Raw genomic sequence first — 16,886 nt, 5'->3', positions numbered from 1 at the left:
CACCCTGCCCTCCCCCGTAAGCGGGAGAGGGTTCGCACCGTGCCCGGTCGAGGCAGCAGATCCCAACTGAGACACTGTCCCTTGTCCGGACAAGCCCCACCGGCCCGCGAACAGGCCCGGAACACAAGCGGGGCGAATCGCCCGAACGGCCCTGTTGGCGCTTTGTTCAGGCCCCCGAAAACGGCACAGCCGCCACGCCCGGAAGCATGACGGCTGCATCTTGCACCAACCACGGAGGACGCAGGCGCGCCTCAGGTGTTCATGGAATCGAAGAAGTCAGCGTTGGTCTTGGTCTGGCGCAGCTTGTCGAGCAGGAACTCGATGGCGTCCACCGTGCCCATGGGATTGAGGATGCGGCGCAGCACATACATCTTCTTGAGCGTGTCGGCCGGCACCAGAAGCTCTTCCTTGCGGGTGCCCGAGCGGGTGATGTCGATGGCCGGGAACACGCGCTTGTCCGAAACTTTGCGGTCGAGGATGACTTCCGAGTTACCGGTGCCCTTGAACTCCTCGAAGATCACCTCGTCCATGCGCGAGCCGGTCTCGATGAGCGCCGTGGCGATGATGGTGAGGGAGCCACCTTCCTCGATATTGCGCGCCGCGCCGAAGAAGCGCTTGGGCCGCTGCAAGGCGTTGGCGTCCACGCCGCCGGTGAGCACCTTGCCGGAGGACGGTACCACAGTATTGTAGGCGCGGCCGAGGCGGGTGATGGAATCCAAGAGGATCACCACGTCGCGCCCGTGCTCCACCAGGCGCTTGGCCTTCTCGATCACCATCTCGGCCACCTGCACGTGGCGGGTCGCCGGCTCGTCGAAGGTGGAGGAGACCACCTCACCCTTCACCGAGCGCTGCATGTCGGTGACTTCTTCCGGCCGCTCGTCGATGAGCAGCACGATGAGGAAGCATTCGGGATGATTGGCGGTGATGGATTTGGCGATGTTCTGCAGCAGCACCGTCTTGCCGGTGCGGGGCGGGGCCACGATGAGGCCGCGCTGGCCCTTGCCGATGGGCGCCACGATGTCGATGATTCGCGGCGAGAAATCCTTCTTTCCGACGGTTTCCTCATGCTCCAGCTTGAGGCGCTCGTCGGGATAGAGCGGCGTCAGATTGTCGAAGTTGATCTTGTGCCGCGTCTTCTCAGGGTCTTCGAAATTGATGGTATTGACCTTGAGAAGCGCGAAATAGCGCTCGCCTTCCTTCGGCGAGCGGATCTGCCCTTCCACCGTGTCGCCGGTGCGCAGGCCGAAGCGCCGGATCTGGGAGGGAGACACATAGATGTCGTCCGGCCCCGGCAGATAGTTCGCCTCGGGCGAACGCAGGAAGCCGAAGCCGTCCTGGAGCACCTCGACGACGCCTTCGCCGATGATCTCCGTTTCGGTGGCCGCCAGCTGCTTCAGAATGGCGAACATGAGCTCCTGCTTGCGCAGGGTGCTGGCGTTTTCCACCTGGTTCTCCTCGGCGAAGGCGAGGAGTTCGACGGGGGTCTTGGATTTAAGGTCTTGAAGTTTCACTTCCCGCATAAGGGAAAGCCTCGATGAATCTTGAGTATGCCGAAGCCGATCGCAAGGATCAGGCATGGCCGGTAGGGGAGGGACGGGGTCGCAGGTCTTCAGGGGAAGCCGGGGCACGCAGCCTGCCGCCTGACACGCCGGCCGGGCCAATGACGGCACCGGATGAAAGAAGCGCGTTCGCCTGCGTTTAGGAAAGCGCCCCCAAGATAGGCGGGCCGGGAAGGCGGCGCAAGTCCTCCTTCCACTCAAGGGCGCATCAAAACGGTTTGACCACCACAAGAATGACGATGCCGATCATCAGCAGCGTCGGCACCTCATTGGCAACGCGGAAGAAACGGGCCGCACGGGTATTTTTGTCCTGCGCGAAGTCGCGCACCCAGCGCGACAGGGCGCCGTGGAAGCCGGACAGGACCAGCACCAGCGCGAACTTGGCGTGGAACCAGCCGGCCAAGTACCAGCCCCCGGCATAGGCCAGATAAAGCCCGGCGACCCAGGTGACGATCATGGCGGGGTTCATGATGGCTTTCAGCAGCCGCCGTTCCATCACCTTGAACGTCTGCGACTGCACCGAGCCCACCTCGGCGGCGCAGTGATAGACCATGAGCCGCGGCAGATAGAGCATCCCCGCCATCCAGGAGATCACGGCGATGACATGGAGTGCCTTGATCCAGCTATATAAATCGTGAGCCATCGGGGGATTGACCTTCGGTCGATCAGCGCGCCCGCCGCACCGCTTCCACCAGCTTCTCCACATGGGCGAGCGGGGTTTCAGGGCGGATGCCGTGGCCGAGATTGAAGATGTGCCGCGCGCCGGAAAAATCCTCGCGGATGCGCGCCACTTCCTCCTCCAGAGCCGGCCCGCCGACAATGAGCCGCAGCGGATCCAGATTGCCCTGGAGCGCCACACGGCCGGAAAGCCGTCGCCGCGCCGCCAGGCGATCCGCCGCCCAGTCGAGGCCGATGGCATGGATGCCGGTATCGGCGAGCCGTTCCAGCGCTTCCAGCGTCGCCCCCTTCGGAAAAGCGATGACCCGCACGTGGGGGTGCATGGCCTTCAGCCCCGCGACGATACGGCGCAGAGGTTCGGCGCACCAACGCTCGAAGGACACGGGATCAAGCACGCCAGCCCAGGTGTCGAAGATCTGAACCACGTCGGCACCCGCCGCCACCTGCCCCGACAGATGGACGATGGAGGCTTCCACCAGCCGGTCGATGAGGCTCTGGAACAGGGCTTCGTCGCGCAGGGCCAGCATGCGGGCGGGAGCCTGGTCGTCGGTGCCCTGCCCCGCCACCATGTAGGTGGCGACCGTCCACGGCGCGCCGCAGAAGCCGATCAGCGCCACTTCGGCGGGAAGCGTGGCGCGCACCATGGCGATGGCCTCGTAGACCGGGTCCACCTTGTCGCGATCAAGGTGGTCCTTCAGGGCGGCGACACCTTCCCGGTCCGTCACCGGCGTCAGCCGCGGACCTTCTCCGGCCTCGAAGGTGAGGCCGACCCCGAGAGCATGGGGCACCACCAGAATGTCCGAAAAGATGATGGCCGCATCAAATCCGTAGCGACGGATCGGCTGCAAGGTCACCTCGGCGGCGAGCTTCGGCGTGTAGCACAGGGTGAGGAAGTCACCGGCCTCAGCCCGCACAGCGCGATATTCCGGAAGATAGCGCCCCGCCTGCCGCATCATCCAGAGCGGCGGGGGATCAAGCGGGGTGCCGTCGAGCACCCGCAGGAAGGGGGATCGTGTCTCGAGAGCGCGGTTCATCCCGTCCCTTCAATCTAATAGAATCTTTTATAGAGAGAGAGTCTTTGGAGTCTTAACGGTTGATTAACGATGTGAGCGACCCTCGACAACCGATCCACAGGCATCCCCTGTCCTGAAGGCGCACTTGCCGCAGGTGCGAAGCCGGCGAAAGGCCGGTTAACAAAGGATTAACGCGGTGGTCCCGGAACGGTGTCCACATGGACGCACAGGGGGCTCCCGGATTCTGTCCCGCACGGTCTGGGTGTGGATGGATTTCAGGGTTATCCAGAGCCCACACTTGCACCCCGCCACCGGGCGTGCCTTTTTCAACAGTGTTCCACAGGAGCGGTGGATAATTGTGAATCCGAAAACGCCCGGCGAGAGTTACTTTCACCTGCATCTCGTTTCCGATGCCACGGGCGAGACCCTCATCAATGTGGGGCGGGCGGCCTGTGCGCAATATGCGAACGTGCTGCCCATCGAGCACGTCTATCCGCTCATCCGCTCCATGAAGCAGCTCGAACGCGTGCTGAACGAGGTGGAGAGCAATCCCGGCATCGTGCTCTACACGCTGGTGGACAAGGAGATCCGCGAGCGGCTGAAAGAGCGCTGCCGCGAGCTGGGCGTGCCCTACATGTCGGTGCTGGCGCCGGTGGTGCAGCTGTTCCAGTCCTATCTCGGCGGCAGCCCGACCCCACGCGTGGGCGGGCAGCACTCGCTGGACGCCAATTATTTCAAGCGCATCGATGCGTTGAACTACACCGTCATGCACGACGACGGGCACATGACGGACGATCTGGAAAGCGCCGACGTGGTGCTGCTCGGCGTGTCCCGCACCTCCAAGACGCCCACTTCCATCTATCTCGCCAATCGCGGCATCAAGACCGCCAACATCCCGCTGGTGCCCGGCGTGCCCCTGCCGCCCGGCGTCGAGAAGCTGAAGAAGCCGCTTGTGGTCGGCCTGGTGGCAAGCCCGGAGCGTATCGTGGAGATTCGCCAGAACCGTCTTCTGGGGCTCAACGCTGCCGATCTTGGTGCATCCTATGTCAATCGCGAGGCGGTGAACGAGGAGATCATCCTGTCGCGGCGCCTGTGCGCCCGCAATGGCTGGCCGCTCATCGACGTCACCCGCCGCTCGGTGGAAGAAACCGCAGCGACCATCTACGCGCTCTACAGCGAGCGCCGGCGCCGGGCCATCGCCGAGACCTGAGACCATCGGTCTCGGTCGTTGACCGATGCCAATTGGCTAAGCTCAAGCGCCGCGCGGTCTGAGACGAGAGCACAGCTTGCACCCCGGCCGGCTTTGGGAGAAACCCACAGGCATCGGCCCCGGCCGGAGTGCGGCAGCAGAGGGAGATATGCTCGTGTGGCGTGATGAACAGCCGCTCGTCCTGGCATCCAAGAGCGCGACGCGCCTGACCCTTCTCGTGCATGCGGGCGTGCCGGTGGAAACGGTGGCTGCCGAGGTGGACGAACGCTCCATCCAGGCCGATGCCGGCGCGGTGGATCCCGCCGGCATCGCCGTGATCCTGTCCCGGGCGAAGGCCCTTGCCGGATCGCGCGCCGCGCCTGGGCGCCTGGTGCTGGGCGCGGACCAGACGCTGGCGCTGGGGCCGAAGATCTACCACAAGCCGGTCAGCATCGAAGCAGCACGCCTGCAGCTTCAGGAGCTTGCGGGCCAGACCCATGCGCTGCATTCGGCGGTGGCGGTGGCGCGCGATGGCGAGATCCTGTTCGAGACGGTGGTCAGCGCCTTTCTCACCATGCGGCCCTTGAGCGACGAGGCACTGAACACCTACATCACCGCGGCCGGGCCGCGGGTGCTCACCTCCGTGGGTGCCTACCAGCTGGAATCGGTGGGCGTGCACCTGTTCACCCGGGTGGACGGGGACCATTTCACCATCCTCGGCCTGCCGCTGCTGCAGCTGCTGCCCTTCTTCCGGGAACAGGGGCTTCTTCCGTGACGGTGCGGGTGTGCATCACGGGCTCGCCGGTCAGTTATTCCCGCTCTCCGCTGCTCCATGGCTATTGGCTGAAGGCCTACGGGATCGACGGGGACTATGGCCGCGAGGAGGTGCCTCCGGCGCAGGCGGCCGATTTCTACCGCAGCCTTGCGGCGCGCGGCTATGCCGGCTGCAACGTGACGGCGCCCAACAAGGAGATCGCCTTCTCCGTCCTCGACGAGGCGGACGAGAGCGCGGTGATCCTGGGCTCGGCCAACACGCTTTGGCTTGAAGACGGCCGGCTATATGGCGCGAGCACCGACGGTTATGGCTTCATCGCCAATCTGGATGCCACCGTTCCGGGTTGGGATGGGGAGCAAAAGCTGGCCCTGGTGCTGGGCGCGGGCGGAGCATCCCGGGCCATCGTCCATGCGCTGGTGCAGCGCGGGTTCGAACGGGTGGTGCTGGCCAATCGCACGCTGGGACGGGCCGAGGTCATCGCCGCCGCGTTCGGCGCGAAAGTGGTTCCCCTGGCCTTCGACAAGGCGGCCGACGTGATGGCGGATGCCGATATTCTGGTGAATTGCACCTCGCTCGGCATGAAGGGCGCGGCGCCGCTCACCGTGGATCTGTCCCACCTCAAGCCTGAGGCGGTGGTGAGCGACATCGTCTATGTGCCGCTGATCACCCCGTTGCTGAAGACGGCGGCGGAGCGGGGATTTCGCACGGTGGATGGGCTCGGCATGCTGCTGCACCAGGGCGTACCCGGTTTTGAACGCTGGTTCGGCATGCGGCCCGAGGTCACCGCCGAGCTGCGCGACCTGCTGATTTCCGATCTCAGGGCCATGGGCCAGCTGGAGGCGTAAGCCATGTGGGTCCTCGGTCTCACCGGCTCCATCGGCATGGGCAAGTCGGCTACGGCGCGCCTGTTCCGGGCCATGGGGGTGCCGGTGCATGATGCGGATGCGGCCGTGCATGGGCTTTATCGCGGGGCAGCGGTGGCGCCGGTGGAGGCTGCCTTTCCCGGGGTAACGCGGGACGGTGCCATCGATCGCGCTGCATTGGGAGCGCGGGTGCTGGCGGACTCCGAGGCCATGAAGCGATTGGAAGCCATCGTTCATCCCCTGGTCCGGGCCGAGGAAGAAGCCTTCCTCGCGAAGGCTCAGGCGGCGGGGGCGCGGCTGGTGGTCCTGGACATTCCGCTGCTGTTCGAGACGGGCGGTACCGGACGCGTCGATGCGGTCGCTGTGGTCAGCGCGCCGAAAGCTGTGCAGCGTGCCAGGGTGCTGGAGCGGGCCGGCATGACGGAAGAAAAATTCGAGGCCATTGTGGGCAAGCAGATGCCGGATGCCGAAAAGCGCCGGCGCGCGCATTTCGTCATCGACACCGGCCGGGGTTTCGCGGCGGCGGCCCATCAGGTGGCCGGCATCGTGCGGGCGCTGTCGGGACCGGGGCGCCGCGTGGCCGGCTGAGGGAGGGGACACCTTGCGCGAGATCGTGCTCGATACCGAGACCACCGGCCTTGAAGCCTATGGCGGCGACCGGCTGGTGGAGATCGGCTGCGTGGAGATGGTCAACCGCATCCTCACCGGCACGGTGTTCCACGTCTATATCAATCCCGAGCGCGACATGCCGGTGGAGGCCTTCAACGTCCACGGCCTGTCTGCCGAATTCTTGTCGGACAAGCCGAAATTCAAGGATGTTGCCGACGAATTCCTGAATTTCATCGCTGAAGATACTTTGGTGATTCACAACGCGGCGTTCGACATCGGCTTCCTCAATGCGGAGCTGGACCGCCTCGGCCGGCCGGCGATCGCCCGCGACCGGGTGGTGGACACCCTGGCGCTGGCGCGGCGCAAGCATCCCGGCGGCGGCAATCGCCTCGATGACCTGATGAACCGCTACGGCATCGACAGCTCGCGCCGGGTGAAGCACGGCGCGCTGCTGGATGCCGAGCTTCTGGCCGAGGTCTATGGCGAGCTGCTCGGCGGCAAGCAGGCGAGCCTCATCGGCCTGGTGGAGGATACGAGCGAGGCGCCGCGGCTGGTGGTCGCCGCCCGGGCCGCCCATCCCCGTCCCGTGCCGCTCGCCCCGCGCCTGACCGCTGCCGAAGCGGAAGCCCATGCGGCCTTCGTCGCCGGCATGGGTGAGAAGGCGCTCTGGCTGAAATACGCTGATGCGCCGCCCGCGGAGAAGACGGGCAGCTGAGCGGGGCTCGGTGCTACTCGTTTTGCGGTATTACAACTTTTAATCAACTAAAAGTTGATCGCTTGGGAAGCCCGTGGACGGGCAAGAGGCATCTCATCCGATCCATTCTTCATCCGCAGAAAACCTCCCGCAGGAGGTTTCCTGACGCGATTTGAAGAGGGGTCGGTCCCGCCGTCCGGAAGATTGGCGCCTCAACCGATCATTTCGCCCACCGCGGCCGCGATTTGGGCCGGATCGCTCACCGGCAGCGAACAGCGCTCCCCTACGCAGACGAAAGCCGCCCCTTCCGCCGGTGCGGAGGCGATCCGGGCCGCCATCACGCTGCCGGATGGCACCTCGTCGCTCGCCCGCGCCACCACCCGAAGCGGGAAAGGCACCTTGAGCGCGGCTGCGGCAAGCGCCGCACGGTTGGCTCCCACCGCCACGATCTCGGCAAGGCCGAGGCGCGTGTCGATGGCGTTCAGCGTGGCGCCATGGGCCAGCACATTCTTCGCCGTCGCGCCGGAGACACCGGCCAGCACCCGGTCCGCCCGCGCCCTCAGCCCGTCGTTTCCGGTGAGCGCAGCGAGGCGGATGAGGGCGTCGGCTGCCACCGCATTGGAGTTAGGCACCGCCTCGTCATGGGTCGCGAGCGGCCGCACGATGAGGCTGTCGCCATCGTCCGCCGTGAGGAAATAGGCGCCGGTCTCGGGGTCGAGATGGTGGGTTTCCAGCACCTCCAGGAACTGCGTGGCGTGGGCCAGCGGCTCCGGTGCACCCGTCGCCTCATGGAGCGCGATGCCGGCGCGGGCCATGGCGGCAAGGTCGGAGGCGAGGCCCGGCAGCACGATCTTGGCGCCGCACCAGGAATGGGCAAGGCGCCCCTCCACCACCATGTGGCCCACAACGGCATCGAACGCGCGCTGCGCCAGCGCCACCCATTCGGTCTCGCCGAGGAAGCCGCCGGCCCGCGCCAGCGCCGCGATCATCAGGCCGTTCCAGTCGGCCAGCACCTTGTCGTCCCGGCCCGGACGCACCCGTTTTTCCCGCGCCAGCAGCAGCTTTTCGCGCAGGGGCAAGAGGCGCGCCTCGTCCTCGGCGCTCACCACGCCGGCCTCGGTGCGGTTGAGGATGTTGCCCACCTCCCAGTTGCCGGCCCGGGTCACGTCATAGAAGCGGTTGAAAAAGGCGGCGTCCTCAGCTCCCAGAACGGTCGTGATCTCGACCTCGCTCCACACATAGAAGCGGCCTTCATGGCCCTCGCTGTCGGCGTCGAGGCTCGCGGCGAAGGCGCCTTCAGGGGTCAGCATCTCCCGCTTCAGCCAGCCCACCGTCTCCCGCGCGCGGGTGAGGAACAGGGCGTCGCCGGTGTCGGAATAGGCCAGCGCCAGCAGTTCCATGAGCAGCGCATTGTCGTAGAGCATCTTCTCGAAGTGCGGAACGAACCAGATCTCGTCCACCGAATAGCGGGCAAAGCCCCCGCCCAGATGATCGTAGATGCCGCCCTCGCACATGCGGTTGAGGGTGAGGGCGACGATGGCCTTCAGCGTGTCGTCCTTGCGGCGCGTGCCCACCCTCCAGAGGAATTCCAGCAGGCCCGACTGGGGGAATTTCGGCGCCCCCTTCAGCCCGCCATGGACCGGATCGAACATGGCCGGCAGGCGCGCGGCGGCGTCATCGAGGTCCGCCCGCCCGATGGCGGCGCCCGCCACGGGCGTGGCCGCCTTCTTCAGCCGGGCGAGGATGGTGGCGGTGTTCTTCTCCACCTTGTCCTTGTTCTGGGTGAAGACGGTGGAGACCTGCTGCAGCACGTCGGTGAAGCCGGGGCGGCCATAGCTGGCGGCAGGAGGGAAATAGGTGCCGCCCCAGAACGGCTTTCCCTCCGGATCGAGGAACATGGTGAGCGGCCAGCCGCCGCTCTGGCCCAGCTGCTGGAGCGCGGACATGTAGATCTGGTCCACGTCCGGCCGCTCTTCCCGGTCCACCTTGATGTTCACGAACAGGGCGTTCATCAGCCCCGCCACGTCCGCATTCTCGAAGCTCTCGTGGGCCATCACATGGCACCAGTGGCACGCCGCATAGCCCACCGAGAGGAGGATGGGCTTGCCGGTGGCCTGCGCCTCCGCAAACGCTTCCGGCCCCCATGGCCACCAATGCACCGGATTGTCCCTGTGCTGGAGCAGATAGGGGCTGGTCTCGCGGGAGAGGCGGTTCTCGCTCATGATCTGAAAATCCCTCGGCTGACGCCGGCTTTGGTGGCAATGGAGAGGACGACGAAAGGTTCAGGCAATGAATGGCGCATGGTCCGCCATCTGCCGGCGCCGTGCAAATCCGTCGCCAGTTTGGGAAACGACGCCATGACCGACACCCTCTTCGCCCTCTCGTCGGGCCGCCTGCCGGCCGGTGTGGCGGTGCTGCGCATCAGCGGTCCCGCGGCGGCGGCGGCTGTCCTCGCCCTTGCCGGCGTGCTGCCCCCGCCCCGCGTCGCCCGCTACGGCGCGCTGAATGATCCCCGGACCGGGGAGATGCTGGACCGGGGCCTCATCCTGTTCTTCCCCGGGCCCAACAGCGCCACGGGAGAGGATGTGGCCGAGCTTCATCTCCATGGCGGCCGTGCGGTGGTGGCGGCGGTGGTGCGGGCGCTGGCCGCCCTGCCCGGCCTGCGACCGGCAGAAGCGGGCGAGTTCACCCGCCGCGCCCACGCCAACGGCAAGCTGGATCTGGCGGAGGTGGAGGGCCTGGCCGATCTCGTGGCGGCGGAGAGCGAGGCCCAGCGCCGGCAGGCACTGGCGCTGGCCTCGGGCGCCCTCTCCCGCCGGGTGGAGGGCTGGCGCATGGGGCTGGTCTCTGCCCTGGCTCTGATCGAGGCCGGCATCGATTTTTCCGATGAGAGTGATGTGTCCGGAGAGGTCACGACGGATGCCATCGCCCTCCTTGCCCGGCTGAAGGACGAGCTGTTTGCCGCGCTCACCGATGCGGCACGGGGCGAGCGGGTGCGGGACGGGCTGGTGGTGGCCATTTCCGGCCCGCCCAATGCCGGCAAATCCACCTTGCTGAACCGCCTTGCGGGGCGCGAGGCGGCCATCGTCTCCGCCCTGCCTGGCACCACAAGGGACGTGCTGGAAGTGCATCTGGAGCTGGCCGGACAGGCCGTGACCCTCTTGGACACCGCCGGCCTGCGTGAGACCTCCGATCTTGTGGAAGCCGAAGGCGTGCGTCGCGCGCTGGCGCGGGCCGAGGGGGCGGATGTGGTGCTCTGGCTCTGCGATACCGGCTTGCAGCCGCCCCCAGCGCTTGCCCACGCGGTGAAGGTGCGCACCAAGATCGACCAGGACGACACCGTTCCCGAAGGCTGGATGGGCATTTCCGCCGCCACCGGCGCGGGCGTGGACGCCCTCATCGGCCGGCTGGAACGGGAGGCGGACCATCTGGGCGGGCGCGAGCCGGCGCTCATCACCCGGGAGCGCCAGCGGCGGGCGCTGGAGGTGGCCACGCTCCATCTGGAACGCGCCATTGGCGACTTCGGCGGCCATGAGGAATTGCGGGCCGAGGACGTGCGCCTGGCGGTGCGGGCGCTGGACCAGCTCATCGGCCGGGTGGATGTGGAGGACGTTCTGGACGCCCTTTTCAGCACCTTCTGCATCGGGAAATAGGCGCCGCCCTACCCCGGAGGATGTTTCACGTGAAACATCGCGGGTTGCGGCCTTGACGGCGCCGGAAAGAGGGCGTTTCCAGAAGGGGCGGCGCGGGCCGCCTTTCTGCCCCGGATGAGAATGACCGAAACCCTTTCAGCGAATGCCTTCGACGTGATCGTGGTGGGCGGTGGCCACGCGGGATGCGAGGCCGCCGCCGCGTCCGCGCGCACCGGCGCGCGCACGGCGCTGCTCACCCATTTCCGCGCCACCATCGGCGCCATGTCCTGCAATCCCGCCATCGGCGGGCTGGGCAAGGGCCATCTGGTGCGGGAGATCGATGCGCTGGACGGCCTCATGGGTCGGGTGGCGGACCAGGGCGGCATCCAGTTCCGCGTGCTCAACCGCCGCAAGGGTCCCGCCGTGCGCGGCCCCCGTGCCCAGGCCGACCGCAAGCTCTATGCCCGCGCCATGCAGGCGGCCCTGGCCACGCAGGATGGCCTCACCATCGTGGAGGGCGAGGCGGACGACCTGCTGGTCGCCGCCGGCCGCATCATCGGCGTCCGCCTTGCCGACGGGCGGGACCTGTCCTGCGGCGCGGTGGTGCTCACCACCGGCACCTTTCTCAACGGCCTCATCCATATGGGCGAGGTGAGCTATCCGGCCGGGCGCATGGGCGAGAAGCCGGCGCTGGGCCTCTCCCCTGCCCTCGCCCGCCTCGGCTTCGCGCTGGGCCGGCTGAAGACCGGCACGCCGGCGCGCCTCGATGGCCGCACCATCCATTGGGCGAGCCTGGAGATGCAGCCCGGCGATGATCCGCCCGAGCCGTTCTCGGCCCTCACCACGCGGCTGCCCAACCCGCAGGTGGAATGCGGCATCACCCGCACCACGGATGCCACCCACGCGCTGATCCGGGCCAACCTTAACCGCTCGGCCATGTATTCTGGCCGTATCGAGAGCAGCGGCCCGCGCTATTGCCCGTCCATCGAGGACAAGATCGTCCGCTTCGGCGATCGCGACGGCCACCAGATCTTCCTGGAGCCGGAGGGGCTGGACGATCCCACCGTCTATCCCAACGGCCTGTCCACCTCCCTGCCCGCCGAGGTGCAGACCGCCTTCCTGCGCACCATTCCGGGGCTGGAGCAGGTGGCGGTGCTGCGGCCGGGCTACGCCATCGAATACGACCATGTGGACCCGCGCGAACTCGCCCCCACCCTGGAGGCCAAGCGCGTGGCCGGCCTGTTCCTCGCCGGCCAGATCAACGGCACCACGGGCTATGAGGAAGCCGCCGCCCAGGGGCTGCTCGCCGGCCTCAACGCGGCGCGGCGCGCCGGCGGGGCGGACGGGACGGTGTTCGACCGGGCGGAAGCCTATCTCGGGGTGATGGTGGACGATCTCGTTACCCGCGGGGTGAGCGAGCCCTATCGCATGTTCACCTCCCGCGCCGAATATCGGCTGACGCTCCGGGCCGACAATGCGGACCAGCGCCTGACCCGGCGCGGCGAAGCTCTCGGCCTCGTGGGCGCCGAGCGCTCCGCCCATTTCGCCCGCCGCGCGGCGGCGCTGGAAGAAGCGCGGGCGCTGGCGGAAAGCCTCAGCCTGACGCCTACGGAAGGCGCGCGGCACGGCCTCAGCGTCAATCGCGATGGCCAGCGGCGCACGGCCTTCGATCTCCTGGCCTATCCGGATATCGACATGGCGCGCCTCGGCGCCATCTGGCCGGAACTGGCTGGGCTCGACACGGCCGTGGCCGAGCAGGTGGAGATCGATGCCAAGTACGCCGTCTATCTCAACCGGCAGGCGGCGGACATTTCCATGCTGCGCCGGGACGAGCAACTGAGCCTGCCGGAGGACCTGCCTTACGCGGACCTGCCGGGCCTCTCCAACGAGCTGAAGCAGAAGCTCGCCCGCATTCGCCCGCGCACGGTGGGGCAGGCGGGGCGCATGGAGGGCATGACCCCGGCGGCGCTGGCGCTTCTCGCCACCCACGCGCGGCGGGCCGGGGCAGGCTGTTGATGGCTCGCCTGTGGATCATGGGGATAGCGGCGGCGGAGCGAGGGACCCGATGAAGGGCGGCAAGCGGGAGAGCGGGAGCGCGGCGCGCGAGGCCGTTGCGGCGGTGGTTTCACGTGAAACACTGGGCCGGCTCACCACCATCGCCGATCTGCTGGTGAAGTGGCAGAAGACCATCAACCTCGTCGCCCCCGCCTCCCTGCCCGACCTGTGGACCCGGCATGTGGGTGATTCGCTCCAGCTCGTTCACCATGTTCCGCAAACCACCTTGCGCTGGGTGGATCTGGGGTCCGGCGGCGGATTTCCCGGCCTGGTGGTGGCGGCGGTGCTGGCGGAGCGGGACGGCGCCCACATGCATCTTGTGGAAAGCGACACCCGCAAGGCTGCCTTCCTGCGGGAGGCGGCACGGGTGGCGCAACTGCCTGTCACCGTTCATGCCGCGCGCATAGAGCAGGTGGCGCAAACCTTGGCGCCGGGGACCCATGTGGTCTCCGCCCGCGCGCTGGCGCCTTTGCCCAAACTGCTGGATCTGGCCGCGCCGTTCCTCGCCGCAGGGGCCATTGGCCTTTTTCCCAAGGGTCGGGATGCGGAACGAGAATTGACCGAGGCGGCAAGAAGCTGGACACTCGACTGTGACCTGCGCCCCAGTACGAGCGATCCCGAAGGCCGGATCCTCCTGGTAAGGGGCGCCAGGCGCGGGACCGACACCATCGAACCCCAGTCCGGCGCGCGCTCCCCCGGGGAGCCGGATGCCGGTGGCGGGCCGCCCGAATGCGACGCGTCGAGGATGAAGGCGCCATGATCGATCAACAGACCCCTTCCCCCGCCGGTGGCACCCCCGCCGCGCCGCGCGTGCTGGCGCTTGCCAACCAGAAGGGCGGGGTGGGCAAGACCACCACGGCCATCAATCTGGGCACGGCGCTTGCCGCCATCGGCGAGACGGTGCTGGTGGTGGATCTCGACCCGCAAGGCAATGCCTCCACCGGCCTCGGCATCGATCGCCGCTCCCGCAACCTCTCCACCTATGACGTGCTGACCGGCGAGGCCAGCATGCGCGAGACGGTGATGGAGACCGGCGTGCCGCAGCTCTATGTGGCGCCTTCCACCCTCGATCTGTCGGGCCTGGAGCTGGAGATTGCGGCCGAGCGCGATCGCGCCTTCCGCCTGCGCAGCGCGCTGAAGGCGCTGGCGGTGGACAGTGCCGGGCCTCGCTTCACCTATGTGCTGGTGGACTGCCCGCCCTCGCTCTCCCTGCTGACGGTGAATGCCATGGCGGCGGCCGACGCCATCGTGGTTCCGCTGCAGTGCGAGTTCTTCGCGCTGGAAGGCCTGTCGCAGCTGCTGAAGACGGTGGAGCAGGTGCGCGTCAGTCTCAATCCGACCCTGACCATCCACGGCATCGTTCTGACCATGTATGACGGCCGCAACAACCTGTCCGAACAGGTGGTGCAGGACGTGCGCCAGTTCATGGGCGACAAGGTCTATGAGACGGTGATCCCGCGCAATGTGCGGGTGTCGGAGGCGCCGTCCTATGGCAAGCCGGTGCTGCTCTACGATCTCAAGTGTGTGGGATCACAAGCTTATCTGCGCCTCGCCTCGGAGGTGATCCAGCGCGAGCGCGCGGCGCGGGCGGATGCTGCGGCCTGATCGCCGCGTGCTGAAGGGACGGGACACGGTCATGGCGGATGAACAGCGCTCGCGGCTCGGCCGCGGTCTTGCGGCGCTCATCGGGGAGATGGAGCCTCAGGCGGCCCCGGCGGCGCGATCGGGGGCAGGGCGCGGCGGGCCGCGCCGGGTGCCCATCGAGCATGTGCGGCCCAATCCGCGCAATCCGCGCCGGACCTTCCTGGAGGAGGGGCTGGAGGACCTCACCGCCTCCATCCGCGAGAAGGGCATCATCCAGCCCATCGTGGTGCGCCAGCTGAACGGCAGCGACAGCTTCGAGATCGTCGCCGGCGAGCGGCGCTGGCGCGCGGCCCAGCGCGCGGCCCTGCACGAGGTGCCGGTGGTGGTGCTGGAATTGTCCGACCGGGAGGCGCTGGAAGTCGCCATCATCGAGAACGTGCAGCGCGCCGACCTCAATCCGGTGGAAGAGGCCCAGGGCTATGAATCCCTGATGGGGGAGTTCGACTACAACCAGAACGACCTGGCGCGCATCATCGGCAAGAGCCGCAGCCACATCGCCAACACCCTGCGCCTGCTGAAGCTGCCGGCGGGGGTGAAGACCTATCTCACCGATGGGCGCCTGAGTGCCGGCCATGCCCGCGCGCTGCTCGCCTGCGCCGATCCCGAGCGCATGGCCAGGGATGTGGTGGAGAAGGGGCTGACGGTCCGTGATGTGGAAGCCCTGTCCAAGGCCCGCACCGTGCTCAATGCGGCGCCGGCCAAGGGCCAGGCGGGAAGCACTCAGGCCGGGAAGGGGAGCAGGAGCGGCGCGCCGGAGCGCAAGAGCGCGGACAGCCGGGCGCTGGAAAAGCGCCTCACCGATGTGCTGGGCCTCAGTGTGGACATTGAAGGCAAGGGCGAAGCGGGCGCATTGCGCATCCGCTATACAAGCCTGGATCAGCTTGACGAAGTCTGCCGGAAGCTGGGTCTCGACTGAGTTTTACCGCGGAAGATCGAGATCACGACAGTGGACAGGCGGCGTTGATCAATAAAGGGCCGCGCCGGGACTGGCCCCGGGCGCGGCCGCTTTGGATCAGGCCGCGGCCTTGGCGCGGCGGGCGGGCTTCTTGGCCGGGGCGACGGGCGCCTTCTTGCGGGTCTGGCCGAGGCCCATGTTCTTGGCCAGCTCGGAGCGGGCGGCAGCATAGGCCGGCGCGACCATGGGATAATCCTTCGGCAGGCCCCACTTCTCGCGGTAGACTTCGGGGGTCATGCCGTAGCTGGTGCGCAGGTGGCGCTTCAGCGACTTGAACTTCTTCCCGTCTTCCAGGCAGATGATGTATTCGGGCGTCACCGACTTCTTCACCGGCACGGCGGGCTTCTGCTCTTCCACCACGGGCGCGGCCGGGGTGCCGAGCTGGCCGAGGGCGCGGTAGACGGATTCGATGAGAGCCGGCAGCTCGGTCGCCGAAACACTGTTGTTGCTCACATAGGCAGCGACAATTTCAGTGGCGAAGTCGATGTAGCTCGGCGTTGTGGAATTGGAGTCGGAGTCGCTCACGGGGAGTCCCTTTCTGTCTGTTCGTGGCGATGGGCGTTGCGGGAGCTCCGGCTTCGGGCTGGCACCACATCGGCTTCTGAACTTTTCGCAAATAATCTATAGCACCAGCCGAAAGAAATACAATCCTGTCTGTGAAAACTCTTGAAGATCGAGCAATAATGCGGGTTTGCGCCTGCCATCGGGCGTCATGGGAGGCACGGAAAGGCCACATTTGATCCTTGTGACATCAGCGAATCGCCGCCTTCTCAGATGAAAACATCGAGAAGGAGAAGTGTTGGCGTCCGGCATCCGCGTAGCGCGCCGGCGCCGCGCTCTGCGAGATGGTGCTCAACCCCTTCCGATGGCTCTTCTTCTTGTTTCCTGTAAGGAAGTACAACGCCGCACTGTGCGCAACTTTCGGTCGCAATGGGGTGCGGGAGAACCTTCAAGCGGGTATGATCTGTCAAGATCCGACGGCAAAGAAGAGGCGCATACCGCAAAGCTATGGTCCATGCAGATGGGTGATATCGCACCGGTTCAGACCTGCATTGCGTCCTCGGCCTGCCGCGTCCCGGCAAGTCGGACGCCGGCAAGTCGCATCCTGGCAAGTCGCATACTGGCAAGTGCCGTTGCCGCGTGTGGGCCGATGGGATACCGCTTTCACTGCGCTGGTGTTCAGGGCCGGACCTCGTCAGATCAGACCCGTCCGATCAGGC

At 67.0% G+C, this 16,886-nt stretch carries 15 protein-coding genes; 10 read left to right on the top strand and 5 right to left on the bottom strand.

Annotation, left to right across the window (positions count from 1 at the left end; translation table 11 throughout):
• Positions 1 to 251 precede the first annotated feature (251 nt).
• The 3 genes from rho to hemE form a co-directional block, all read right to left on the bottom strand.
• Complete coding sequence (gene rho, locus K9U41_RS08760) at positions 252 to 1,520, bottom strand: transcription termination factor Rho (RefSeq protein ID WP_282640460.1); 1,269 nt, start codon at positions 1,518 to 1,520, stop codon at positions 252 to 254.
• Between the two features lie 247 nt (positions 1,521 to 1,767).
• Positions 1,768 to 2,202 carry a protoporphyrinogen oxidase HemJ gene (gene hemJ / locus K9U41_RS08755; protein ID WP_282640459.1) on the bottom strand — a complete coding sequence of 145 codons (435 nt, stop codon included), beginning with the start codon at positions 2,200 to 2,202 and terminating at the stop codon, positions 1,768 to 1,770.
• A 22-nt stretch (positions 2,203 to 2,224) separates the two neighbouring features.
• Entirely contained in the window at positions 2,225 to 3,271 is a 1,047-nt protein-coding gene (gene hemE / locus K9U41_RS08750; protein ID WP_282640458.1) for a uroporphyrinogen decarboxylase, read from the bottom strand.
• Positions 3,272 to 3,608: 337 nt separating this feature from the next.
• Here hemE and K9U41_RS08745 point away from each other — a divergent pair, with 337 nt between their 5' ends.
• The 5 genes from K9U41_RS08745 (at position 3,609) to dnaQ (ending at position 7,401) form a co-directional block, all read left to right on the top strand.
• Positions 3,609 to 4,460 (top strand): pyruvate, water dikinase regulatory protein, encoded by an 852-nt coding sequence (locus K9U41_RS08745; RefSeq protein WP_282640457.1) that lies wholly within the window; start codon positions 3,609 to 3,611, stop codon positions 4,458 to 4,460.
• Positions 4,461 to 4,608: 148 nt separating this feature from the next.
• Positions 4,609 to 5,214, top strand: a complete 606-nt coding sequence (locus K9U41_RS08740; RefSeq protein ID WP_282640456.1) for a Maf family protein — start codon at positions 4,609 to 4,611, stop codon at positions 5,212 to 5,214.
• A complete protein-coding gene (locus K9U41_RS08735; protein ID WP_282640455.1) occupies positions 5,211 to 6,059 on the top strand; it encodes a shikimate dehydrogenase in 849 nt (282 codons plus the stop codon). The genes K9U41_RS08740 and K9U41_RS08735 overlap by 4 nt, the downstream gene beginning before the upstream one ends.
• Positions 6,060 to 6,062: 3 nt before the next feature.
• Positions 6,063 to 6,665, top strand: a complete 603-nt coding sequence (gene coaE, locus K9U41_RS08730; RefSeq protein WP_282640454.1) for a dephospho-CoA kinase — start codon at positions 6,063 to 6,065, stop codon at positions 6,663 to 6,665.
• A 13-nt stretch (positions 6,666 to 6,678) separates the two neighbouring features.
• A complete protein-coding gene (gene dnaQ / locus K9U41_RS08725) occupies positions 6,679 to 7,401 on the top strand; it encodes a DNA polymerase III subunit epsilon (protein WP_282640453.1) in 723 nt (240 codons plus the stop codon).
• A 191-nt stretch (positions 7,402 to 7,592) separates the two neighbouring features.
• On the opposite strand, the gene K9U41_RS08720 is transcribed toward dnaQ, so the two are convergent.
• Positions 7,593 to 9,602 carry a thioredoxin domain-containing protein gene (locus K9U41_RS08720; RefSeq protein ID WP_282640452.1) on the bottom strand — a complete coding sequence of 670 codons (2,010 nt, stop codon included), beginning with the start codon at positions 9,600 to 9,602 and terminating at the stop codon, positions 7,593 to 7,595.
• 135 nt (positions 9,603 to 9,737) lie between these two features.
• Between K9U41_RS08720 and mnmE the strand changes: the two genes are divergently transcribed.
• From mnmE to K9U41_RS08695, 5 genes are all read left to right on the top strand, one after another.
• On the top strand, positions 9,738 to 11,033 hold the full coding sequence (mnmE, locus tag K9U41_RS08715) for a tRNA uridine-5-carboxymethylaminomethyl(34) synthesis GTPase MnmE (protein ID WP_282640451.1): 1,296 nt from the start codon (positions 9,738 to 9,740) through the stop codon (positions 11,031 to 11,033).
• A 114-nt stretch (positions 11,034 to 11,147) separates the two neighbouring features.
• The gene (gene mnmG / locus K9U41_RS08710) at positions 11,148 to 13,028 is read left to right on the top strand and encodes a tRNA uridine-5-carboxymethylaminomethyl(34) synthesis enzyme MnmG (protein WP_282640450.1); all 1,881 of its coding nucleotides are present in this window, start codon (positions 11,148 to 11,150) and stop codon (positions 13,026 to 13,028) included.
• Positions 13,029 to 13,077: 49 nt separating this feature from the next.
• Positions 13,078 to 13,827 (top strand): 16S rRNA (guanine(527)-N(7))-methyltransferase RsmG, encoded by a 750-nt coding sequence (rsmG, locus tag K9U41_RS08705; RefSeq protein WP_282640449.1) that lies wholly within the window; start codon positions 13,078 to 13,080, stop codon positions 13,825 to 13,827.
• On the top strand, positions 13,824 to 14,672 hold the full coding sequence (locus K9U41_RS08700; RefSeq protein ID WP_282640448.1) for a ParA family protein: 849 nt from the start codon (positions 13,824 to 13,826) through the stop codon (positions 14,670 to 14,672). The genes rsmG and K9U41_RS08700 overlap by 4 nt, the downstream gene beginning before the upstream one ends.
• 31 nt (positions 14,673 to 14,703) lie before the next feature.
• Complete coding sequence (locus K9U41_RS08695) at positions 14,704 to 15,627, top strand: ParB/RepB/Spo0J family partition protein (protein WP_282640447.1); 924 nt, start codon at positions 14,704 to 14,706, stop codon at positions 15,625 to 15,627.
• A gap of 96 nt (positions 15,628 to 15,723) precedes the next feature.
• Here the strand turns inward: K9U41_RS08695 and K9U41_RS08690 are convergent, their stop codons facing one another.
• Positions 15,724 to 16,191 (bottom strand): MucR family transcriptional regulator, encoded by a 468-nt coding sequence (locus K9U41_RS08690; RefSeq protein WP_282640446.1) that lies wholly within the window; start codon positions 16,189 to 16,191, stop codon positions 15,724 to 15,726.
• Between the last annotated feature and the right edge of the window lie 695 nt (positions 16,192 to 16,886).

This window comes from Xanthobacter autotrophicus (assembly GCF_029991245.1).
GTDB lineage: Bacteria > Pseudomonadota > Alphaproteobacteria > Rhizobiales > Xanthobacteraceae > Xanthobacter > Xanthobacter autotrophicus_C.
This window is presented reverse-complemented; position numbering and strand designations above follow the sequence as displayed.

Excerpts from the sequence above, each read along its gene's own strand:
- rho (WP_282640460.1), bottom strand. The coding sequence starts at position 1,520 with ATGCGGGAAGTGAAACTTCAAGACCTTAAATCCAAGACCCCCGTCGAA.
- hemJ (WP_282640459.1), bottom strand. The coding sequence starts at position 2,202 with ATGGCTCACGATTTATATAGCTGGATCAAGGCACTCCATGTCATCGCC.
- hemE (WP_282640458.1), bottom strand. The coding sequence starts at position 3,271 with ATGAACCGCGCTCTCGAGACACGATCCCCCTTCCTGCGGGTGCTCGAC.
- K9U41_RS08740 (WP_282640456.1), top strand. The coding sequence starts at position 4,609 with ATGCTCGTGTGGCGTGATGAACAGCCGCTCGTCCTGGCATCCAAGAGC.
- coaE (WP_282640454.1), top strand. The coding sequence starts at position 6,063 with ATGTGGGTCCTCGGTCTCACCGGCTCCATCGGCATGGGCAAGTCGGCT.
- K9U41_RS08720 (WP_282640452.1), bottom strand. The coding sequence starts at position 9,602 with ATGAGCGAGAACCGCCTCTCCCGCGAGACCAGCCCCTATCTGCTCCAG.
- mnmE (WP_282640451.1), top strand. The coding sequence starts at position 9,738 with ATGACCGACACCCTCTTCGCCCTCTCGTCGGGCCGCCTGCCGGCCGGT.
- mnmG (WP_282640450.1), top strand. The coding sequence starts at position 11,148 with ATGAGAATGACCGAAACCCTTTCAGCGAATGCCTTCGACGTGATCGTG.
- rsmG (WP_282640449.1), top strand. The coding sequence starts at position 13,078 with ATGAAGGGCGGCAAGCGGGAGAGCGGGAGCGCGGCGCGCGAGGCCGTT.
- K9U41_RS08700 (WP_282640448.1), top strand. The coding sequence starts at position 13,824 with ATGATCGATCAACAGACCCCTTCCCCCGCCGGTGGCACCCCCGCCGCG.
- K9U41_RS08695 (WP_282640447.1), top strand. The coding sequence starts at position 14,704 with ATGGCGGATGAACAGCGCTCGCGGCTCGGCCGCGGTCTTGCGGCGCTC.